The organism is Methylobacterium sp. 17Sr1-1 (genome assembly GCF_003173775.1).
Taxonomy (GTDB): Bacteria; Pseudomonadota; Alphaproteobacteria; order Rhizobiales; family Beijerinckiaceae; genus Methylobacterium.
The window spans coordinates 5,441,916-5,457,540 of record NZ_CP029552.1; the positions used below are offsets into that span (position 1 = coordinate 5,441,916).

The following is a 15,625-nucleotide window of genomic DNA, read 5'->3' on the forward strand; positions in this document are numbered from 1 at the left end:
CGCGTTCGCTCAGCCCTTGTAGGCCGCCGGGTCCGGGCTGTCGGTCGGATGCTCGAAGGCGCGCTTCAGCTCCGCCGGCATCGGGAACCGGTAGTTGATCCCCTTCGGCGGGACCGGGGATTCGAACCACTTCCGGTAGATCGCGCCGATCTCCGGGCTGCGGTAGAGGTCGGCCGTGGTCCGATCCGCCACCGCCTTGAACGGCTCGTCGTTGCGGCGCAGCATGATCCCGTAGGGCTCGGGCGGCCCGAACGCCTCGGTGCTGATCGTGTAGGCCGCCGGGTCCTTCGACAGCGCGATCAGGATGCTGAGCTGCACGTCGTCCATCACGAAGGCCGCCGCCCGATCGGTCTCGAGCAGCAGGAAGGCCTCCACGGTGTCCTTCGCCGTCTGGATGGTGAGGCCGAGCTTCCGCTCGGCGTTCAGCTTGTTGATCTGGACGATGTTGACCGAGCCGGCCACGGACACGACGGACTTGCCCTTCAGGTCGTCGATCGTCTCGATCTTCTGGGCCTTCTTGGACGCGAAGCGACTCGCCGTGACGAAGTGGGCGTTGGTGAAGGTGACCTGCTTCTGGCGCTCGGGATTGTTCGTGGTCGACCCGCATTCGAGGTCGATCGTTCCGTTCGTCATCAGGGGGATGCGCGTCGACGAGGTGATCGGCAGCATCTCGACCTTGAGATCCGGCGCGCCGACCTCCGTCTTGATCGCATCGACGATCTTGCTGCAGATGTCGATCGTGTAGCCGATATACGCCTGGTTGTTGTCGATGTAGCTGAACGGCGGACCACCGTCGCGCACGCCGAGGACGATCCGGTTCGAGTCCTTGATCTTCTTCAGGGTTCCCGTCAGTTCCGCCGCGTGTGCGGGCAGCGCCAGGGCGGACAGGGCGAGAAACAACGCGATTGTCTTCACGTGACGACTCCAGGCCGGGTGATTCACCGTGGGAATTCTCATGTCTCGGCCAACGCCGACAGCGGGTTGCAAGACCCGCGCCGGGTGCCGCGACCGGCGGCCGAACCGAACTGCCTCTGCTGAGAGCCTGCTTGACCGAGCGATACAGCTCTCAAACCCTCCGTGTCATCCCGGTGCCGCGCAGCGGAACCCGGGATCCGTAACCGCCAGCGGTCCACGACGAAGCGGAGCGCCGGTCGCTTTGTCCTGAACCGTCAGCGGTTATGGATCCCGGGTTTGCGGCTTCGCCGAGCCCCGGGATGACACGGAGGGTGACGATACTGTCCGTCATGTCGAACCGGCTCTGAGACTTATCTGCTACTTGGCGACCTTGCCGTAGCGGCCGTCGTAGCGGCCCTCGCCGATCATCCGGAGCATCTCGGCCTCCCGCTCCTCCTGGGCCCGGACGGCCGCGATCAGGGTCGCGGCGATGGCGGCCGGGAAGGTGACGACCCCGTCCGCATCGCCGACGACGACGTCGCCGGGACGGACGGTCCAGCCGCCGACGGAGACCGGACCGTTGATCGCGCCCGGGCCCGCCTTGTACGGCCCCCGGTGGATCGCCGCCCGCGCGTAGCAGGGGAAATCCGAGACCGCGAAGGCGGCGGAGTCGCGGATGGCGCCGTCGATCACGAACCCCGCGACGCCCCGGCTCTCCGCGATCGCCTTCATGATGTCGCCCACCAGGGCCCGGCTGGTGTCGCCGCCACCGTCGACCACGAGCACGTCCCCGGGCTGAGCGAGGTTGAGCGCCTGGTGGATCGCCAGGTTGTCGCCGCTGCGGACGCGCACCGTGAGGGCGATGCCGGTGAGCGTGCCCGCGCGGTGGAACGGGCGCAGGCCGACGAGGCCCGGCAGCCGGTCCAGGTTGTCGCTGATCAAGGCGGTCGCGACGCCGCGGAACTGATCGACCGCCGCCGCACTGGCGGCGCGGTCTTGAGCGGAGAGGGCGGGGGCGTCGGTCATGGTCGGTTCCTTCCGGTCGGGTTGACGGTCATCCGCTCCCGTCCTCCGCTCCAGGGGCGGGGACGGGGCGATCCTTGGGCAACGATCCTTGAGCAGCCGGGCGGCGGCGACGCTCAGGCTCCGTCCGCCGCCGCGATCCGGCGCCACGACCCGCGATGGCGCATCACGCGGGCATACGACATGCGCAGGTGGAGCTGCATCGCGCGCCGGCCGAGCTCGCCGTCGCCGACGCGGGCCGCGAACGTGATGTCCTGGTGGTGATGGAGGCTCTGCGACAGCTCGGAAGCCGAGTAGATGAAGAACGACCGCACCACGATCGGCATGTCGATCATCGTCTCCAGGATGGCGCGCAGCCGGGGCGAGCCCGAGAAGTCCAGCAGGGTGCGGTGAAACTCCTTGTTCGTCGTCTGGATGACGGAGATCGCCTCGCCGTCGCCCTGCTCGATCGCGAGCGCCATGGTGCGGTTGCTCGCTTCGAGGCGCTCGACGAGGGCATCGCCGCCGCGCTCGACGGCGCGCTCGGTCGCGTGCGGCTCGAGCAGCATGCGGAGACGGAACGTCTCCTCGATATCCGCCTCGCTCCATTCCGCCACGTGGATCCCGTGGCCGGCGTCCGTCGTCGCGAGCCCGTCCTCGACCAGTCGCTTCAGGGCGGCCCGGACGGGCGTGCGGCTGAGGCCGAATTCCTCCGCGAGCGGCTCCTCGCGGAGGTGGAAGCCGGGCGGGTAGTGGCCGCCGACCAGCCTCTGGCGCAGCACGCCGTACGCCCTGTCCTGTCCGCGCGCCATCGAGGCGACCCCTGTCTCGCGATGCCGCCGGACCTTAGCGCCGGGCGCCGGGCCCGGGCAATCGCCCGAGCGGCCGAAATTTGTACATATTTTGTACGATCGACGTCGATATCCCGGCGCAGCAAGCCGACGTATTGACCATTTGTATTTTCCTTGTATGTCTTACCGAAACCGGCGATCCGGCGAACGACGCGTCTCGTCAGCGGCGCAGGTTCGCCCGGGACATGCCGGATCGGCGGCGGCGCGTCCGATCCCCCTCACGGCTCGCCCCGCCTCGAACAGAAGTCCCGGTCCAGGGAACGGCGGAGCACGCGGGCACGGGCTCCGGTCGATGCTTCGATTCTCCGGAGGAAACGACATGCACAACGCCACGGTCGCCGCGGGATCCGCCGCGACGTCCCGGACGACCACCCGCTACCGCTGGGTCGTCATGGGCCTGATCTTCATCGTCTATACCCTGGCGGCGGCGGACCGCGCGAATATCGGCATCGTCCTTCCCTTCGTGAAGAAGGAATTCGCGATGTCCAACACCGAGGCCGGGGCGGTCGTCAGCCTGTTCTTCGTCGGCTACGCGGTGATGCAGATCCCCGCCGGCTTCCTGGTCCGGCGGCTCGGCACCCGGGTCGTGTTCCCGGTCTTCATGCTGCTGACGTCGCTGTTCACGGGACTTCTCGGCACGTCCGGCTCCATCCTGGCGATGAAGCTCAACCGCCTCGCCCTCGGGATCGCCGAGGCGCCGCTGCCCGTCTCGATGCTCTCGACGGTGAACCGATGGTTCCCGGCGCGGGAGAAGGGCACCGCGGTCGGCCTGTTCCTGGCCGCCGCGAAGTTCGGCCCCGTGATCGTGCCGCCGCTGGGCGCGCTGATCATCGCCACGCTCGGCTGGCAATATGTCTTCTACATCTGCGCCGCGCCCGGGATCGTCTTCGCGGTGCTGTGGTATGTCCTGGTCGTCGACGAGCCGGCTCGCAGCCGCTTCGTGTCGGCGGCGGAGGCCGAGCACATCCGCGACGCGCCGTCGTCGCGGCCCGACGCGGCGGCGGTCGCCGCGGCGCCGCCCGCGCGCCGCTTCGACCGGCTGGATCGCGTCATCCGCGGCCGCCCGGTCCGCCTGATCGCCACCGCCCGAGAGACGTTCCGGTCCGGCAACGTGTGGGGCCTCGCCCTCGGCTACCTGATGATGACCGGGATCATCAACGTCATCCTGGCCTGGCTGCCGACCTACCTGACCACCGTGAAGCAGTTCTCGCTGATGAATGTCGGGTTCGTGGCCTCGGCGCCGTTCGTCGGCGGCGTGCTGGGCAACGTCATCGGCGGCTGGTTCTCCGACCGGGTCGTGGGCAAGCGGCGCAAGCCCACCATCCTGATCAGCGCGGTCTCGACCGTGTTCATGATGTATGCGCTGATCCACGCGCCGAACGAGCCGGTGACGCTCGCGATCCTGCTGTTCCTGACCGGCTTCCTGCTGAATGTCGGCTACTCGTCCTTCACCGTCTATCCCGCAGGGCTGACCACCAAGGACGCCTATCCGCTCGCGGTCTCGGTGGTGAATACCGGCGGCCAGGCCGGCGGGGCGCTGTTTCCGTTCCTCACGGGATTGCTGCTCGACGCCTTCAGCTGGGACGCGGTGTTCTTGTTCCTCGCGGCCTCGGCCCTGGTGGCGCTCGCCGTGATGCTGCTGGTCGTCGAGCCGGTCGAGACGGAGGCCGCGGCGGCCGGGTAGGTCCCCGCCACGCGCGCCCGGCCCGCACGCGATGCCACCCCACACCAAAAACCCCTTCCGGCGGAGGACACCCCCATGTCGGTCCACAAGCAGCAAGTCCGGCTCGGCCTCGTCGGCTACGGCGAGATCGGCAGCACCCTCGGCCGCGGCCTGCGGGGCGCCGGCCTGGAACAGGTCGCGGCCTACGACAAGCACGCCTTCGACGGGCCCTTCGCCGGCCTGATCCAGGGCCGGGCGCGGGAGGCCGGGGTCACCCTGGTGCGCTCGACCCAGGACCTCGCCGACGCCGCGGACCTGATCGTCAGCGTGACGCCGGGCTCGGTCTCGCTGGAGAGCGCCGCGGCCCTCGCCGGGTGCCTGAGCGAGCGGCACGTCTTCTCGGACTTCGCCTCCGCCACGCCGACGATCAAGCTCGGCGTCGCCGAGCGCCTGGCCGGCAGCGGCGCCTGCGTCGGTGACGGCTCGATCGAGGGCACGCCGCGCAACGGCTACGCCATGCCGATCCTCGTCAGCGGGCCCTCCGGCGAGCGGGTGCGCGACCTCCTCGTCCCCTGGGGCATGACCATCGCCTTCGTCGGCGACCGGCTCGGCACCGCGTCCGGGATCAAGATCCTGCGCTCGGTGCTGCTCAAGGGGATCGAGGCGCTGACGGACGAGATGATGCTCGCCGCGCGCCATTACGGCGTCGACCAGGCGGTGCTCGCCTCGGCCTGCAAGACGCTGGCGCGGCCCTGGATGGACACGGTGGAGGCGCTGATCCCGTCGGGCGTGATCCACGCCAGGCGCCGGTCGGAGGAGCTGGAGATGTCGGCCGAGGCGGTGGCCGATGCCGGCATCGATCCGGTCATGGCCCGGGCAATCGCGGCGCGGCTGCGCTGGAAGGCGGAGCTCGGCCTCAAGGAGACGCTGAACGGCATCGAGCCCGCGACCGCCGAGGCGGCGTTCGACGCGATCGTCGGCGCGATGACGGCGCGATGACGGCGCGATGACGCGCCCAGGCCGCTCTCCGGCGGGACGAGCGGCGTCGCGACCGTGAGCGACGATCTGCATGGAGAGAAGAAGCACCCGAACGGGGCGAGCGCCCCCCCGATCGCTGGACAAGTCCGTAGTTCAGATGCGCATAACAGCGCCAATGATCCCGGGAAGGGAAGCGCTTCTGCGACGCGACTAAAGAATAAATGGCTGGAGAATGTGGATTCGAACCGCGGCCAACAGAGTCAGGGTCCCATTTCAAAACTCAAAAACCAACAACTTAGTGCCTTTGCCTGCGTCCGGCCGCATCCCGATTGATTGAGAAATCCGGCCTCTCGTCCACTTTCAGGCTCATGGTTCTGCCCCCAGAAGCCCTTCCCCGACCATCTTCGAACGGTCCCGCGGCCCCGCCAGCCTGTCGCCGGGCGTCGTCCCGTGCCGCGGGCTGCGCGACGCAGAATAACGCGAGACACGCGAGTGAGGCACCGCAGCCGTGAAAGCCGGCCATTACCGTCCGACGGCAGCGATCGTTCGCATCCAGTGCCCGAAGATGTCGGTTTGATCGCTCGAAGTGCCGCTAAGTCCGATCGCTTCGCTTGGACTCATACCGAAGGCAGCTTTGAAAGCTCGACTGAACGACGTCGCATCCGTGAAGCCAAGCGCGGACCCGATCTCGGAGACACGGACGGACGTGTCGGCGCTGGCGAGCAGGCTTCTCGCCGTCGACAAACGCCGTGCTCGGATATACCCGGCAACGCCACCTTCATCCTCGAACAACCGATAAAGGACAGATCGTGAGACGCCCATCTCCCGACAGATCGAGTCGGGCGTGAGCCCTGGCGAGCGTAGATGAGCTTCGATGTAACGCCGGCAGCGCACGCTCAGTGCGGCGTCGCGACCTTGTTTGGCAGCACTCCACCTGGTGCGTGTTGGCTCGAGGCCTGCCGCGATCAGTTGCGCCGTTGCGCGGGCGACACCTGCAGCCTCTGACGGAGAAATCGCGGTGCCGTGTTCGACAAGCGTGCGCATGTGCGCGCCGAGGATGTCGCCGAAGCCGCGATGAAGGACTCGCCCGTGGAACGCCTCGGGGTCGGGAAGGAACTCAACAACGAGATCTCGGCTCAGGCTGAGGATCTGCGAGTTACGCTCCGCCGCAGCGCCACGACGGAATGGGCGCGAGAGGGTGTTGACCGTGATAGCGCCGCGCGGAACGTGAAGGCTCGCGCCCTCAACATCGACCGCGAAGTCCGCCGTGGTGAGATGCAAGACGATGTGGTCGAGCCCATCGCGGCGCGCTCGTTGTGGCGAGCGAGCGACGGTCAGAGGCGAGGCGGACATCTCGCTCGCGACCATGCTCCCGAACGCGGTCGAACTGACCTTGCCATGGAAGGCATGTGCCGAGCCTTCGACCTCGTGGGTCAACCCGACCAGAGCCCGCCAGGCTTCAAGACGTTGCTCAGGCTCGATCTCATCCGTCGAGAACGTCGCACGCTTCAAGGGCGGAGAGGGCCGCGGAGTGACGACGCGCATGAGGATGGTCTTGAAGGCAATTTACGGGACGATAGATCCATAAATCATCTCACTCCCAACGCATCTGAAATTTCGCCACAGCCGGTACCGATTTGTCGTGGCGCGGCTTGGCACGACGTCCCAATCACTTGGCGCTTTGTCCCAGACCAAGCTTGCTATCTTTACGCGCCGCTCGCGCTCGTAGAGTAAGCAATCCTTGGGTGTTAGCGGTAAGGATAGATGCAGACGTTCGTGAAAGAACGCCTCGAACCCCTACCCGTATCGAGCTCAATCCAACAAAACATAACGATCTCGCCGTATCGTTCCGGGGGGCTTCAGTTGCCACAGTCTTCATTGCAATCAGAAAATGTAGTCACAAGCCTCAGCAGCGACGCGAGCGTAGCGGGTAGCCTGGGCTACGTGGTGGCACATGCCGCGCCGGGAGCCACGATCACCTTCGATCCGAGCCTTGCGGGACAGACGATCACGCTCAACCAGACGCTGGAGCTGCGCCAGGACGTCACGATCCAGGGCCACATCAACCAGGCCACGGGCCTGCCCGACATCACGCTGAGCGGCGGCGACCAGATCACGGTCCTGCACGTCGCCTCGGGAGCGACCGTCAGCCTCGACGGGCTCGACATCGCGCATGGCCACGGCCAGGGTCGGGCCGGCACGGCGGATGCCCCGAACGGCGGCGCCGCAGCGGGCGGCATCCTGAACGAGGGCACCCTCACCGTCACGCATTCCGTGTTCGAGCACGACACCGCCACGGGCGGTGCGGGCGCGACGCCGAACGTGGGTGTGGGCGGTGCCGGCGGGGACGCGGCCGGCGCAATCCTCAACGTCGGGCAGCTCACCGTGGCGACCACGCGCTTCCTCGACGACACGGCCGTGGGCGGCGACGGCGCGGCGGGCACGAACTACGCGGGCAACCCCTTCGCGGGCACCGGGCCGCAGGCTCAGGGCGGCGGCGCGGGCGGCTCGGCGGCGGGCGCGGTGCTCAACGAGGCGGGTGCGAGCCTGACGCTGGGCGCAGGCAACGTCACCGCGACGGGCGACACGGGCACGGGCGGCCACGGCGGCCAGGGCGGCAACGGCTATAGTGCGGTCGGCAACGATGTCGGCGGGGCCGGGGGCGACCCGGATCAGGCCGGTCAGGACGGGGCCCGCGTCTACGGCAACAACACGCATTACGGCCATGGCGGCGATGCGGGATCGGGGGGCGGCAGCTCGGGAGAGATCTCGAGCGGAGCCGGCGGCGGCGGCGGCGGCCACAGCTACGCCAGCTTCGGCGGCGCAGGGGCGATCATTTCAGATCCTTCCGCCCCCTGCTATTGCCCGGGATCGCTGATCCTGACGGACCGGGGCGAGGTGGCCGTCGAGGATCTGACGATCGGTGACGTGGTGGTGACCACCTCCGGCGATCACCGCGCGATCCGGTGGATCGGCCACCGCACCCTCAACTGCCGCAACCATCCCAATCCGCTCGCCGTCTTGCCCGTCCGCATCAGCAGGGACGCCTTCGGTCCAGCCAGGCCCTCTCAGGACCTCTGGGTCTCGCCCGGGCACGCCATCTGCCTGGACGTGGACGGCGAGGTGTTCATCCCCGCCTCCGCCCTCGTCAACGGCGCCGCCGTCACCCAGGTCGCGGTCGACACCGTCACCTACTGGCACGTCGAACTCGACAGCCACGACGTGCTCCTCGCCAACGGCCTGCCCGCCGAGAGCTACCTCGACATGGGCAACCGCCGCTTCTTCGCGCAGGAGCCGGTCGTCGACCTCGCGGCCTGCCCCGATGCGGACGCGTCTGCCCGCACCCACGCCGACTTCTGCCGGCCCTTCGTCGGCAAGGGTCCGCTCGTCGACGAGGTCCGGGCCCGCCTTCGCGCCAAAGCACTCGAGAACGGCTGGACGCTCGAGCAGAATTCGATCGCCGAGCTTCATGTCGAGGTCGGCGAGCAGGTCATCCACCCGGCCCTGGACGGCGCGATCGCGCGGTTCCGGTTGCCGGCCGCTTGCGGCGACGTGCGACTGCGCTCCCTCGCCAGCACGCCGTCGGGGGTGAGCGACAGCCGGGACGGGCGCCGGCTGGGCGTCGATCTCAAGCGGCTGGCGCTGTGCGACGGGCAAGGCGTCTGGCGTGAGATCGGCCTGGACGACGCGCGCCTGCGCCGGGGCTTCTACCCGGTCGAGCCGCTTGCCTCGGGCGGCCTGCATCGCTGGACGGATGGGGATGCCCTGCTGCCCCGGAGCCTGTGGCAAGGGTACGAGGACGGGCACGAGGGGGAGTTCACGCTCCTGGTCGAAGTCGCGAAGCGGGATCTTCTGCGCTGGAACGCGCCGAGCGCCGGGACCGAGGCCGGTCACGCCGACGAGGCAGCCGGAGCAGCCCCCTCTCTCCAGGCCGCTCGCTCGGCTGCCTGATCGGGACAGCGCGCGAGAGGGCATGTGACCCCATCGCGCGGGACCGCGCTCGTTCATAGACAAGCCCGCCACGGGGTGACCCGGGCGGGCTGAGATCTTGGCGGGTCCAGCGCGCCTTTCGGCGACGCTCGACCGCGCCCAGAGACGCTCGGCGCGCCCTCCTTGTGGTGAGGGACGCTCGATACGAGAAGACGCTTGGCGAGAAGACGCTTGGCGAGAAGACGCTTGGCGAGGGCGCGGTGAGGCCGCTGCCCTCACCCGTGAGCCGAGACGGTCTCCGGCACGCGCCGAATGGCGTTTCGCCGGATGGTCCCGTCACGCAGCGCGGTCGCCGACGAATCGGCATCGCTACGCCCGATCGGCTGACCTGCCTCGACCTCGCCGTGGGAGAGATAGGTGTCGAGCGGCCTCATGACGTCGCGAAAAAGACCGCCCACGCCAAGGGCGTCCGTCACTTCAAAAAGCAACATGACCGTTCGACTTCCGAATGCGAGTTGTCAGGTGCCACTCGGGCGCCCCACGTCTGCCCGAACTACGATTTGGCGCTCGATACGTTCCAGTCGGCCCTGAACTTTGCGCCCCGGATGCGTGAGCCGCGACGTCCGCAGGATGCGGCGCGATGCCTCTCGGGGCGCGATGATCTCCTTCGTCACCGGCACGGGGTGGGGGAGGGTCACGATGCCGTGCCCGGAGCCATGGGTCCGGATCCTCGACGCGCAGCCGGATCACGCCACGCATCTGATTGTGCAACTCGGACGGCGCGCCATGATCCGAGGGCGGGTTTCACGCGAGCTGGCGCCGGGCGCGGCCTTGGGCTCGGAAAGGAGGGGAAAGTCAAGCCCGGGCAGACGCCTCACGGGATCCGGCCTTCGGTGGCTTTGGGCCTGCGCGAGCGCGGCAAGACCGAGCGCGAGATCGCCGACATCCTCGACCAGAGGACGACCGACGCTGTACCGACTACGTCCGGACCGCGGACGGGCGGCGCTCGAACAAGCGCGTGATCGACGATCTGTATGGAGAGAAGGCGGACCCAGACGGGGAGAGCGAGGCGCCCGACCGCCGAACAGGTACCTGGGTCAGGTGTCTAGATCACGTGTCTAGAACAGCGCCGGGGAGCCCAGGCAGGAGAACGATTTAGTCGCTAAGTGCTTGAAGAATATGGTGGCTGGGGGACGTGGATTCGAACCACGACTAACGGAGTCAGAGTCCGCTGTTCTACCGTTAAACTATCCCCCAACGAGGCGTTTCGCGCTGTGGAGCAGAGGAGCGATCCGTCTGTCCGGGGTGGCGCGTCACCGCCTCGGGTGCGGTGCTGATAGGCCGGTTCGTCGGACCGGTCAAGGCATTCTTGCGCGGCTCGGGGCATTCTTCGGGGCACAGGGCATCTTCGCCGGATGCGCGCGGGGGCGGGAGGCCGAGGCCGCGGCGGATCGATCCCGGCCGGGCCCGATGCCCGGAAGGTTTCGGCGGGCCGAGGGCCGACGGTGCCGGTCTCGCTGTCGGGCCGCGAAGGCTGAGGCGGCGACGGGGGCGGTGCAACACGTCGGGCCTGCGCCGCGTGACCAACGTCGCGGCAGCCGATGGCCGGATGAAGAACGATCGGGAGACGCCAGAGCTCCTCCGGGATACACAGGTTTTCCTTCGCGTCGATACGGTTTCACTTGATGAAGGCGTGCCGCGCCCGATATGCCTGGACGACTCGGAACGAACCGGGTTGCTCAGATCGGGATGGAACCTCGTGTCGGACGTCAACCTGGAGCAGCAGTCTGAGTTCGTCGGCCTCGCGGCCGACATCGTCTCGTCCTATGTCGCGAACAACAATCTCCAGGTCGCCGAGCTGCCGGGATTGATCGCGTCGGTGCACGCCTCGCTGTCGGCGCTCGGCCAGCCGGCGGCCCCTGTGATCGAGGAGAGCCGGGCGACCCCGGCGCAGATCCGCAAGTCGGTCACGCCCGACCACCTGATCAGCTTCCTCGACGGCAAGCCCTACCGCTCGCTGAAGCGCCACCTCACCTCGCAGGGCATGACGCCCGCCGAGTACCGCCAGAAGTTCGGCCTGCCGCACGATTACCCGATGGTGGCGGCGAGCTACGCCGCCCAGCGCTCGGCGCTGGCCAAGAGCCTCGGCCTCGGGCAGCGCCGGCGCGACGCCGCGGCGGCGCAGGCCGCCGAAGCGGAGGCGGCCGCACCGGAGCCGACGCCGGCTCCCGCGGCGCCGGAGGCTCCGGCGGAGAAGCCCGCTCCCCGCCGCCGCTCGCGCAAAGCCGCGGCCGAGTAGGATGGCGCTGGCCAATCCCTGGCGGCAGGCGCGCGGACGCCGCCTGCCGTCGCGCGAGCAGGCGCTGCTGCTCCTGACCGGCGCGGCCATCGTGACCGTCGGCGTTGCGCTGGCCGGGGGCGACTGGCTGGGGCGTTGGCCCGGATGAGGCGCCGCCACGGCGCGGCGGGCCGCGTGCCCGCCCTCGCGGTTCCCACCGTCGTGCTCGTCGCATCAGTCCTTCTCGTCTCTTTGGCGGCCCCGGCCCGCGCGGCCGCTCCCGGCGACAAGCCGGCCTCCGCGGCGGCGGCCCTACGCGCCTGCACCGGCAAGGCGCTGCCGGAATACCGGAAGGGGGCGTGCCTCGACGATGCCGCCAAGGCGCTGCGCGAGCGCCTGGGAATGCTGGTGGAGCGCCGGCTCGCCGCCATCGCGGCAGTCGCCACCCGTCCCCCGAGCCCCGGCAGCCTCGCCGGGCGCGAGGATGCGGAGAACTGGCGCAAGGCCTTCCTCGCCACGCAGGGGGCCTGGGAGGAGTATTTCCGGCGCCACTGCGACAGCCTCTACGACTTCGACTACCATGGCGGCTCGGCGGCGGGGCAGCTCGCCTCGTCGTGCAAGATCCGGCTCCTCGGGGCGCGGATCCAGGAGTTGCAGGAGGCGGGTCCGTGAGCCACCGGGAGAGGCACTCATGAGTGCGCCGCTCACCTTCGAGGACGATGTCGAGGCGCGCCTGGGCGCCCTCGAGCTGATCGTGGCCGCACTCCTGCGCGAGCGGGCCGAGCGTGATCCGCAGGCCCGGGAGGCGGTGCTGGCAGCGTTGCGGCGCGAGGCCCAGGTGCCGGCCCCGCCGACGCCGAAGACCGAGGCGGCGCTCGCCAAGGCCGTGGCGCTGGCGGAGATCATCCTGGCGCCCTGACGGGCGCGTAGCCCTGACGGGCGCGCAGCCCTGACGGGACGCGGGCCGGCGTCCCGGATTCCTGCGCTCAGGCGCCGCCGATCGGCTCGGTCACCGTGCCGGTGCCGGCGCAGTCCGGGCAGGGCTCGCCCCGGATCCGGCCGGTGCCGGCGCAAGCCGGACAAAGGTTCTCGCCGGTGCCGGGCGTGCCGGGATCCGCCTTGTCTCCTGGCTTGCGGTCTCCCGGCTCGGGTGTATCCGCCATGGTGTCCCTCCGGTGAAGCGGGCGGCGGAGCCGGTCGCGACCGGCTCCGCCTCATCCGTCAGTATCCGTAGCCGTACGAGACGCAGGTTCCGTAGACGTCGTCGTAATAGGCGTAGGGGCCGCATCCGCCGTAGCTGGCGCCGTAGTAGCCGCCATAGCCGTAGCCGCCGTAGTAGCCGACGTTGGAGAGCCCGTAGCCGAGCCCGAGACCCAGCCCGACCCCGGCGAGGCCGTAGCCGAGGCCGCGCCCGTAGCCGCCGCGGTAGCCGTAACCCCGATAACCCCCGTAGCCGCCCCGGTAGCCGCCGAAGCCGACGCCGCGGTACCCGCCGAGGCCGCCGCGATAGCCACCCCCGAAACCGACGCCGCGGTAGCCCGCGCCGAGACCGGCCCCGCGGAAGCCCCCACCGAGGCCCGCGCCACGGAAACCACCGCCGAAGCCGCCACCCCGGAAACCGGCCCCGCCGAAGCCGCCGCCGTGGAAGCCGCCGCCCCCGAAACCACCGCCCCGGAAACCGCCGCCGCCGAAGCCGCCGCGGGCATCGGCCCCGGCCGTGGACAGGGCGAGGGCGCCCGCGGCGAGCGCGGATGCGAGAACGAGATGCCTCATGGCACCATCTCCTGATCGTGAAGAAAGGGTTTCCTCAGGGCCGAACAACGCCGGTGAACAAGGGCGGTTCGGCGCCGGCGCGCCGGATGCCGCCGGCTCGCGGCTTCGTGAGGCAGCGGCCTCCCGGAAGCCGGCGGCACGGGGCGGACGGTCCGGGCATTCTCGCCGCTGCGGCGGGTCCAGGACAATCGTTCTCACCGGGAGCCTCGATCGTTGAATGTATATTCCCAAAAACCGCCGTTTCAGGTCAATATTTCATCTCCTGCACACTCTCGCCCGTGGCAGACGATTCGAGCATGGAAAGATTATTTAGCCGAACTGCGCCTGGTGATCGCCCTGTTCGCCTGCGCCATGCTCATCGACAACGACGTCACGCCGGCTACGGCGTGACGATCACGACGAATCAGGGCAAAGCCTCGGCGTCGGGCTTCACCATCGCCTGGATCGACGATCCGTCGGCGTCATCGTGCCGTGCTCGCTGGTCAACACCTTCATCGACGACAAGGTGCATGGTTGCCTGAGCCAGAACAGCGTCGCCATGACAGCAACGATCCAACAGCAATGATCTGAATCCGGAGGCCCCGCGACGGCAGCCGCTGCCGACGAGAGAGGGTCGGAGATTGCGGCGGCGCGGGAGGAGGCGGTCGGCGCCTTCTCCCACCCACTGGCTGAGGCGATCGGGCATCCCGCCGGCCTTCCCGGCGAGACGGCTGGGCACGGCGGTCGACCCGCGCTCCCTGCACGGGCTGGCCGTGCAATCGGGTGGCACGTGCCTGCCGAAATGGGCGCCGCGACGGACCGCGACCGCCGGATCACCCCCGATGCGTCACCCGCAGCTCGGCCAGGACCGGCCAGGGATAGGCCGCCTCGAAGGCGCGCGAGGCCGCGAGCACCCGCGCATCGGCCCCCATCGGCCCGACGATCTGCAGCCCGACCGGCAGGCCTCCGTCCGTCAGCCCGCAGGGCACGCTCGCGGCCGGCTGCCCCGTCAGGTTGAAGGGGTAGGAGAACGGGGTCCAGTTGAGCCAGTCGTCGCCGAAGCGCCCGTCCGGCGGCGTCAGGTTGCCGGCCGTGAAGGCGGGGGTGGCGAGCGCGGGGGTCAGGAGCAGGTCGTAGGTGCGGTGGAACCGCGCCATGGCGGTGTAGAGCGCGCCGCGGGCATTGAGGGCGGCGACGAAGTCCGGCGCCGAGATCTGCCGTCCGCGCTCGGCCGCCGCCCGCAAGGCCGGCTCGACGAGGCCGCGCGTCTCCTCCGGGATCCCGCGCAGAACATACCAGGCGCCGACGAGCCAGATCCCGTTCAGCGTCTCGACCGGGTCGGCGAAGCCCGGATCGGCCTCCTCCACGATCGCGCCGAGCTCGGCGAAGCGCTTGGCCGCCGCTTCGGTCAGCCGCGCCACCTCGGGATCGACCTGCGGGGCGAAGCCCAGGCGCGGGCTCCAGGCGACGCACAGGCCCCGCACGCCGTCCTCCAGGCCGGCCGAGTAATCCGGCGGCTCGGCGAGCGAGGCCGCCATGTCGCGGGAATCGGGCCGGCTGATCGCCTGCATCATCAGGGCGGAATCGCGCACGCCCCGGGTCATCGGCCCGAGATGCGCCACCGGCCCGAAGGGCGAGGGCGGAAAGGCCGGCACCCGGCCGAAGCTGGGCTTGAGCCCGAAGATCCCGCAGAAGGCGGCCGGGATGCGGATCGAGCCCGCCCCGTCGGTGCCGATATGCAGAAGGCCGAGATTGAGCGCCGCCGCCGCCGCGGCCCCGGCCGAGGAGCCGCCGGTGGTCGTGCGCGTATCCCAGGGGTTGCGGGTCGAGCCGGTATGGCTCGAGTCGCCGAGGCCCTTCCAGCCGAATTCCGGCATCGTGGTCTTGGCGAGCGGGATCGCCCCGGCCTCGATGAGCCGGTCGACGATGGGGGCGTTCTCGGTCGCGGGCGTGTCGGGCGTGGTGAGCGAGCCGCGGCGCATCGGGTGGCCGGCCCAGGCGATGTTGTCCTTGACCGTGAAGGTCACGCCGTCGAGGGGGCCGAGGGGCTCGCCCCTGGCCCAGCGCGCCTCGGAGGCCGCCGCCGCGTCGAGCGCGCCGTCATGGTCCACCAGCACGAAGGCGTCGAGGTCCGGGCCGTACCGGTCGATCCGCGCGAGGGCATCCGCCGCCACCTCCCGCGGCGAGAGGGTGCGGTCGCGGTAGGCCTGCACCATCGCGGTCCCGTCGAGGTCGCGGATCTCGGTCATGCTGTCTCCCTCATCGACTCGACCCGGC

17 protein-coding genes and 1 tRNA gene are annotated in these 15,625 nt (G+C 69.7%); 8 read left to right on the top strand and 10 right to left on the bottom strand.

Annotated elements, in window-relative coordinates; genetic code table 11:
* Window positions 1–9: 9 nt before the first annotated feature.
* From DK412_RS24715 to DK412_RS24725, 3 genes are all read right to left on the bottom strand, one after another.
* Window positions 10–915: an amino acid ABC transporter substrate-binding protein gene (locus DK412_RS24715; protein WP_245447243.1), complete on the bottom strand. Its 906-nt coding sequence runs from the start codon at window positions 913–915 to the stop codon at window positions 10–12.
* Between the two features lie 357 nt (window positions 916–1,272).
* Window positions 1,273–1,920 carry an RraA family protein gene (locus DK412_RS24720; protein WP_109974131.1) on the bottom strand — a complete coding sequence of 216 codons (648 nt, stop codon included), beginning with the start codon at window positions 1,918–1,920 and terminating at the stop codon, window positions 1,273–1,275.
* A gap of 113 nt (window positions 1,921–2,033) precedes the next feature.
* Window positions 2,034–2,708, bottom strand: a complete 675-nt coding sequence (locus tag DK412_RS24725; RefSeq protein WP_109974132.1) for a GntR family transcriptional regulator — start codon at window positions 2,706–2,708, stop codon at window positions 2,034–2,036.
* A 358-nt stretch (window positions 2,709–3,066) separates the two neighbouring features.
* Here DK412_RS24725 and DK412_RS24730 point away from each other — a divergent pair, with 358 nt between their 5' ends.
* Window positions 3,067–4,431 (top strand): MFS transporter, encoded by a 1,365-nt coding sequence (locus DK412_RS24730; RefSeq protein ID WP_109974133.1) that lies wholly within the window; start codon window positions 3,067–3,069, stop codon window positions 4,429–4,431.
* Window positions 4,432–4,506: 75 nt separating this feature from the next.
* Complete coding sequence (locus DK412_RS24735; RefSeq protein ID WP_109974134.1) at window positions 4,507–5,409, top strand: NAD(P)-dependent oxidoreductase; 903 nt, start codon at window positions 4,507–4,509, stop codon at window positions 5,407–5,409.
* Window positions 5,410–5,910: 501 nt separating this feature from the next.
* Here the strand turns inward: DK412_RS24735 and DK412_RS24740 are convergent.
* Window positions 5,911–6,933 carry a helix-turn-helix domain-containing protein gene (locus tag DK412_RS24740; protein ID WP_109974135.1) on the bottom strand — a complete coding sequence of 341 codons (1,023 nt, stop codon included), beginning with the start codon at window positions 6,931–6,933 and terminating at the stop codon, window positions 5,911–5,913.
* Window positions 6,934–7,152: 219 nt separating this feature from the next.
* On the opposite strand from DK412_RS24740, the gene DK412_RS24745 reads away from it, so the two are divergent.
* Entirely contained in the window at window positions 7,153–9,339 is a 2,187-nt protein-coding gene (locus DK412_RS24745) for a Hint domain-containing protein (protein ID WP_109974136.1), read from the top strand.
* 254 nt (window positions 9,340–9,593) lie between these two features.
* On the opposite strand, the gene DK412_RS24750 is transcribed toward DK412_RS24745, so the two are convergent.
* Both DK412_RS24750 and DK412_RS24755 read right to left on the bottom strand, forming a co-directional pair.
* The gene (locus tag DK412_RS24750) at window positions 9,594–9,809 is read right to left on the bottom strand and encodes a hypothetical protein (RefSeq protein ID WP_109974137.1); all 216 of its coding nucleotides are present in this window, start codon (window positions 9,807–9,809) and stop codon (window positions 9,594–9,596) included.
* A 692-nt stretch (window positions 9,810–10,501) separates the two neighbouring features.
* Window positions 10,502–10,575: transfer RNA gene (locus tag DK412_RS24755), tRNA-Gln, on the bottom strand.
* A gap of 502 nt (window positions 10,576–11,077) precedes the next feature.
* Between DK412_RS24755 and DK412_RS24760 the strand changes: the two genes are divergently transcribed.
* Genes DK412_RS24760 through DK412_RS24770 form a run of 4 tightly spaced genes read left to right on the top strand, consistent with a single transcriptional unit; the run spans window position 11,078 to window position 12,515 of the window.
* On the top strand, window positions 11,078–11,617 hold the full coding sequence (locus tag DK412_RS24760; RefSeq protein ID WP_245447248.1) for a MucR family transcriptional regulator: 540 nt from the start codon (window positions 11,078–11,080) through the stop codon (window positions 11,615–11,617).
* A 1-nt stretch (window position 11,618) separates the two neighbouring features.
* The gene (locus DK412_RS30340; RefSeq protein ID WP_162596290.1) at window positions 11,619–11,765 is read left to right on the top strand and encodes a hypothetical protein; all 147 of its coding nucleotides are present in this window, start codon (window positions 11,619–11,621) and stop codon (window positions 11,763–11,765) included.
* Window positions 11,762–12,268, top strand: a complete 507-nt coding sequence (locus tag DK412_RS24765) for a lysozyme inhibitor LprI family protein (protein ID WP_245447250.1) — start codon at window positions 11,762–11,764, stop codon at window positions 12,266–12,268. The genes DK412_RS30340 and DK412_RS24765 overlap by 4 nt, the downstream gene beginning before the upstream one ends.
* A gap of 19 nt (window positions 12,269–12,287) precedes the next feature.
* The gene (locus DK412_RS24770; protein WP_109974139.1) at window positions 12,288–12,515 is read left to right on the top strand and encodes a hypothetical protein; all 228 of its coding nucleotides are present in this window, start codon (window positions 12,288–12,290) and stop codon (window positions 12,513–12,515) included.
* Window positions 12,516–12,582: 67 nt separating this feature from the next.
* Here DK412_RS24770 and DK412_RS30710 read toward each other — a convergent pair whose 3' ends face one another.
* On the bottom strand, window positions 12,583–12,759 hold the full coding sequence (locus DK412_RS30710; RefSeq protein WP_204165436.1) for a hypothetical protein: 177 nt from the start codon (window positions 12,757–12,759) through the stop codon (window positions 12,583–12,585).
* Between the two features lie 58 nt (window positions 12,760–12,817).
* Window positions 12,818–13,369: a hypothetical protein gene (locus DK412_RS24775; protein ID WP_109974140.1), complete on the bottom strand. Its 552-nt coding sequence runs from the start codon at window positions 13,367–13,369 to the stop codon at window positions 12,818–12,820.
* Window positions 13,370–13,582: 213 nt separating this feature from the next.
* On the opposite strand from DK412_RS24775, the gene DK412_RS30345 reads away from it, so the two are divergent.
* A complete protein-coding gene (locus DK412_RS30345) occupies window positions 13,583–13,759 on the top strand; it encodes a hypothetical protein (protein ID WP_162596291.1) in 177 nt (58 codons plus the stop codon).
* A gap of 13 nt (window positions 13,760–13,772) precedes the next feature.
* Here DK412_RS30345 and DK412_RS30350 read toward each other — a convergent pair whose 3' ends face one another.
* Window positions 13,773–14,054: a hypothetical protein gene (locus DK412_RS30350; protein ID WP_162596292.1), complete on the bottom strand. Its 282-nt coding sequence runs from the start codon at window positions 14,052–14,054 to the stop codon at window positions 13,773–13,775.
* Window positions 14,055–14,181: 127 nt separating this feature from the next.
* Window positions 14,182–15,597 (bottom strand): amidase, encoded by a 1,416-nt coding sequence (locus tag DK412_RS24780; RefSeq protein WP_109974141.1) that lies wholly within the window; start codon window positions 15,595–15,597, stop codon window positions 14,182–14,184.
* Window positions 15,598–15,625: the final 28 nt, after the last annotated feature.

What these genes read in the sequence shown, in the direction of transcription:
- DK412_RS24730 (WP_109974133.1), top strand. Translation starts at nt 3,067, where the DNA reads ATGCACAACGCCACGGTCGCCGCGGGATCCGCCGCGACGTCCCGGACG.
- DK412_RS24765 (WP_245447250.1), top strand. Translation starts at nt 11,762, where the DNA reads ATGAGGCGCCGCCACGGCGCGGCGGGCCGCGTGCCCGCCCTCGCGGTT.
- DK412_RS24725 (WP_109974132.1), bottom strand. Translation starts at nt 2,708, where the DNA reads ATGGCGCGCGGACAGGACAGGGCGTACGGCGTGCTGCGCCAGAGGCTG.
- DK412_RS24735 (WP_109974134.1), top strand. Translation starts at nt 4,507, where the DNA reads ATGTCGGTCCACAAGCAGCAAGTCCGGCTCGGCCTCGTCGGCTACGGC.
- DK412_RS24780 (WP_109974141.1), bottom strand. Translation starts at nt 15,597, where the DNA reads ATGACCGAGATCCGCGACCTCGACGGGACCGCGATGGTGCAGGCCTAC.
- DK412_RS24745 (WP_109974136.1), top strand. Translation starts at nt 7,153, where the DNA reads ATGCAGACGTTCGTGAAAGAACGCCTCGAACCCCTACCCGTATCGAGC.
- DK412_RS24740 (WP_109974135.1), bottom strand. Translation starts at nt 6,933, where the DNA reads ATGCGCGTCGTCACTCCGCGGCCCTCTCCGCCCTTGAAGCGTGCGACG.
- DK412_RS30340 (WP_162596290.1), top strand. Translation starts at nt 11,619, where the DNA reads ATGGCGCTGGCCAATCCCTGGCGGCAGGCGCGCGGACGCCGCCTGCCG.
- DK412_RS30710 (WP_204165436.1), bottom strand. Translation starts at nt 12,759, where the DNA reads ATGGCGGATACACCCGAGCCGGGAGACCGCAAGCCAGGAGACAAGGCG.
- DK412_RS30350 (WP_162596292.1), bottom strand. Translation starts at nt 14,054, where the DNA reads ATGCCCGATCGCCTCAGCCAGTGGGTGGGAGAAGGCGCCGACCGCCTC.
- DK412_RS24775 (WP_109974140.1), bottom strand. Translation starts at nt 13,369, where the DNA reads ATGAGGCATCTCGTTCTCGCATCCGCGCTCGCCGCGGGCGCCCTCGCC.
- DK412_RS24770 (WP_109974139.1), top strand. Translation starts at nt 12,288, where the DNA reads ATGAGTGCGCCGCTCACCTTCGAGGACGATGTCGAGGCGCGCCTGGGC.
- DK412_RS24720 (WP_109974131.1), bottom strand. Translation starts at nt 1,920, where the DNA reads ATGACCGACGCCCCCGCCCTCTCCGCTCAAGACCGCGCCGCCAGTGCG.
- DK412_RS24750 (WP_109974137.1), bottom strand. Translation starts at nt 9,809, where the DNA reads ATGTTGCTTTTTGAAGTGACGGACGCCCTTGGCGTGGGCGGTCTTTTT.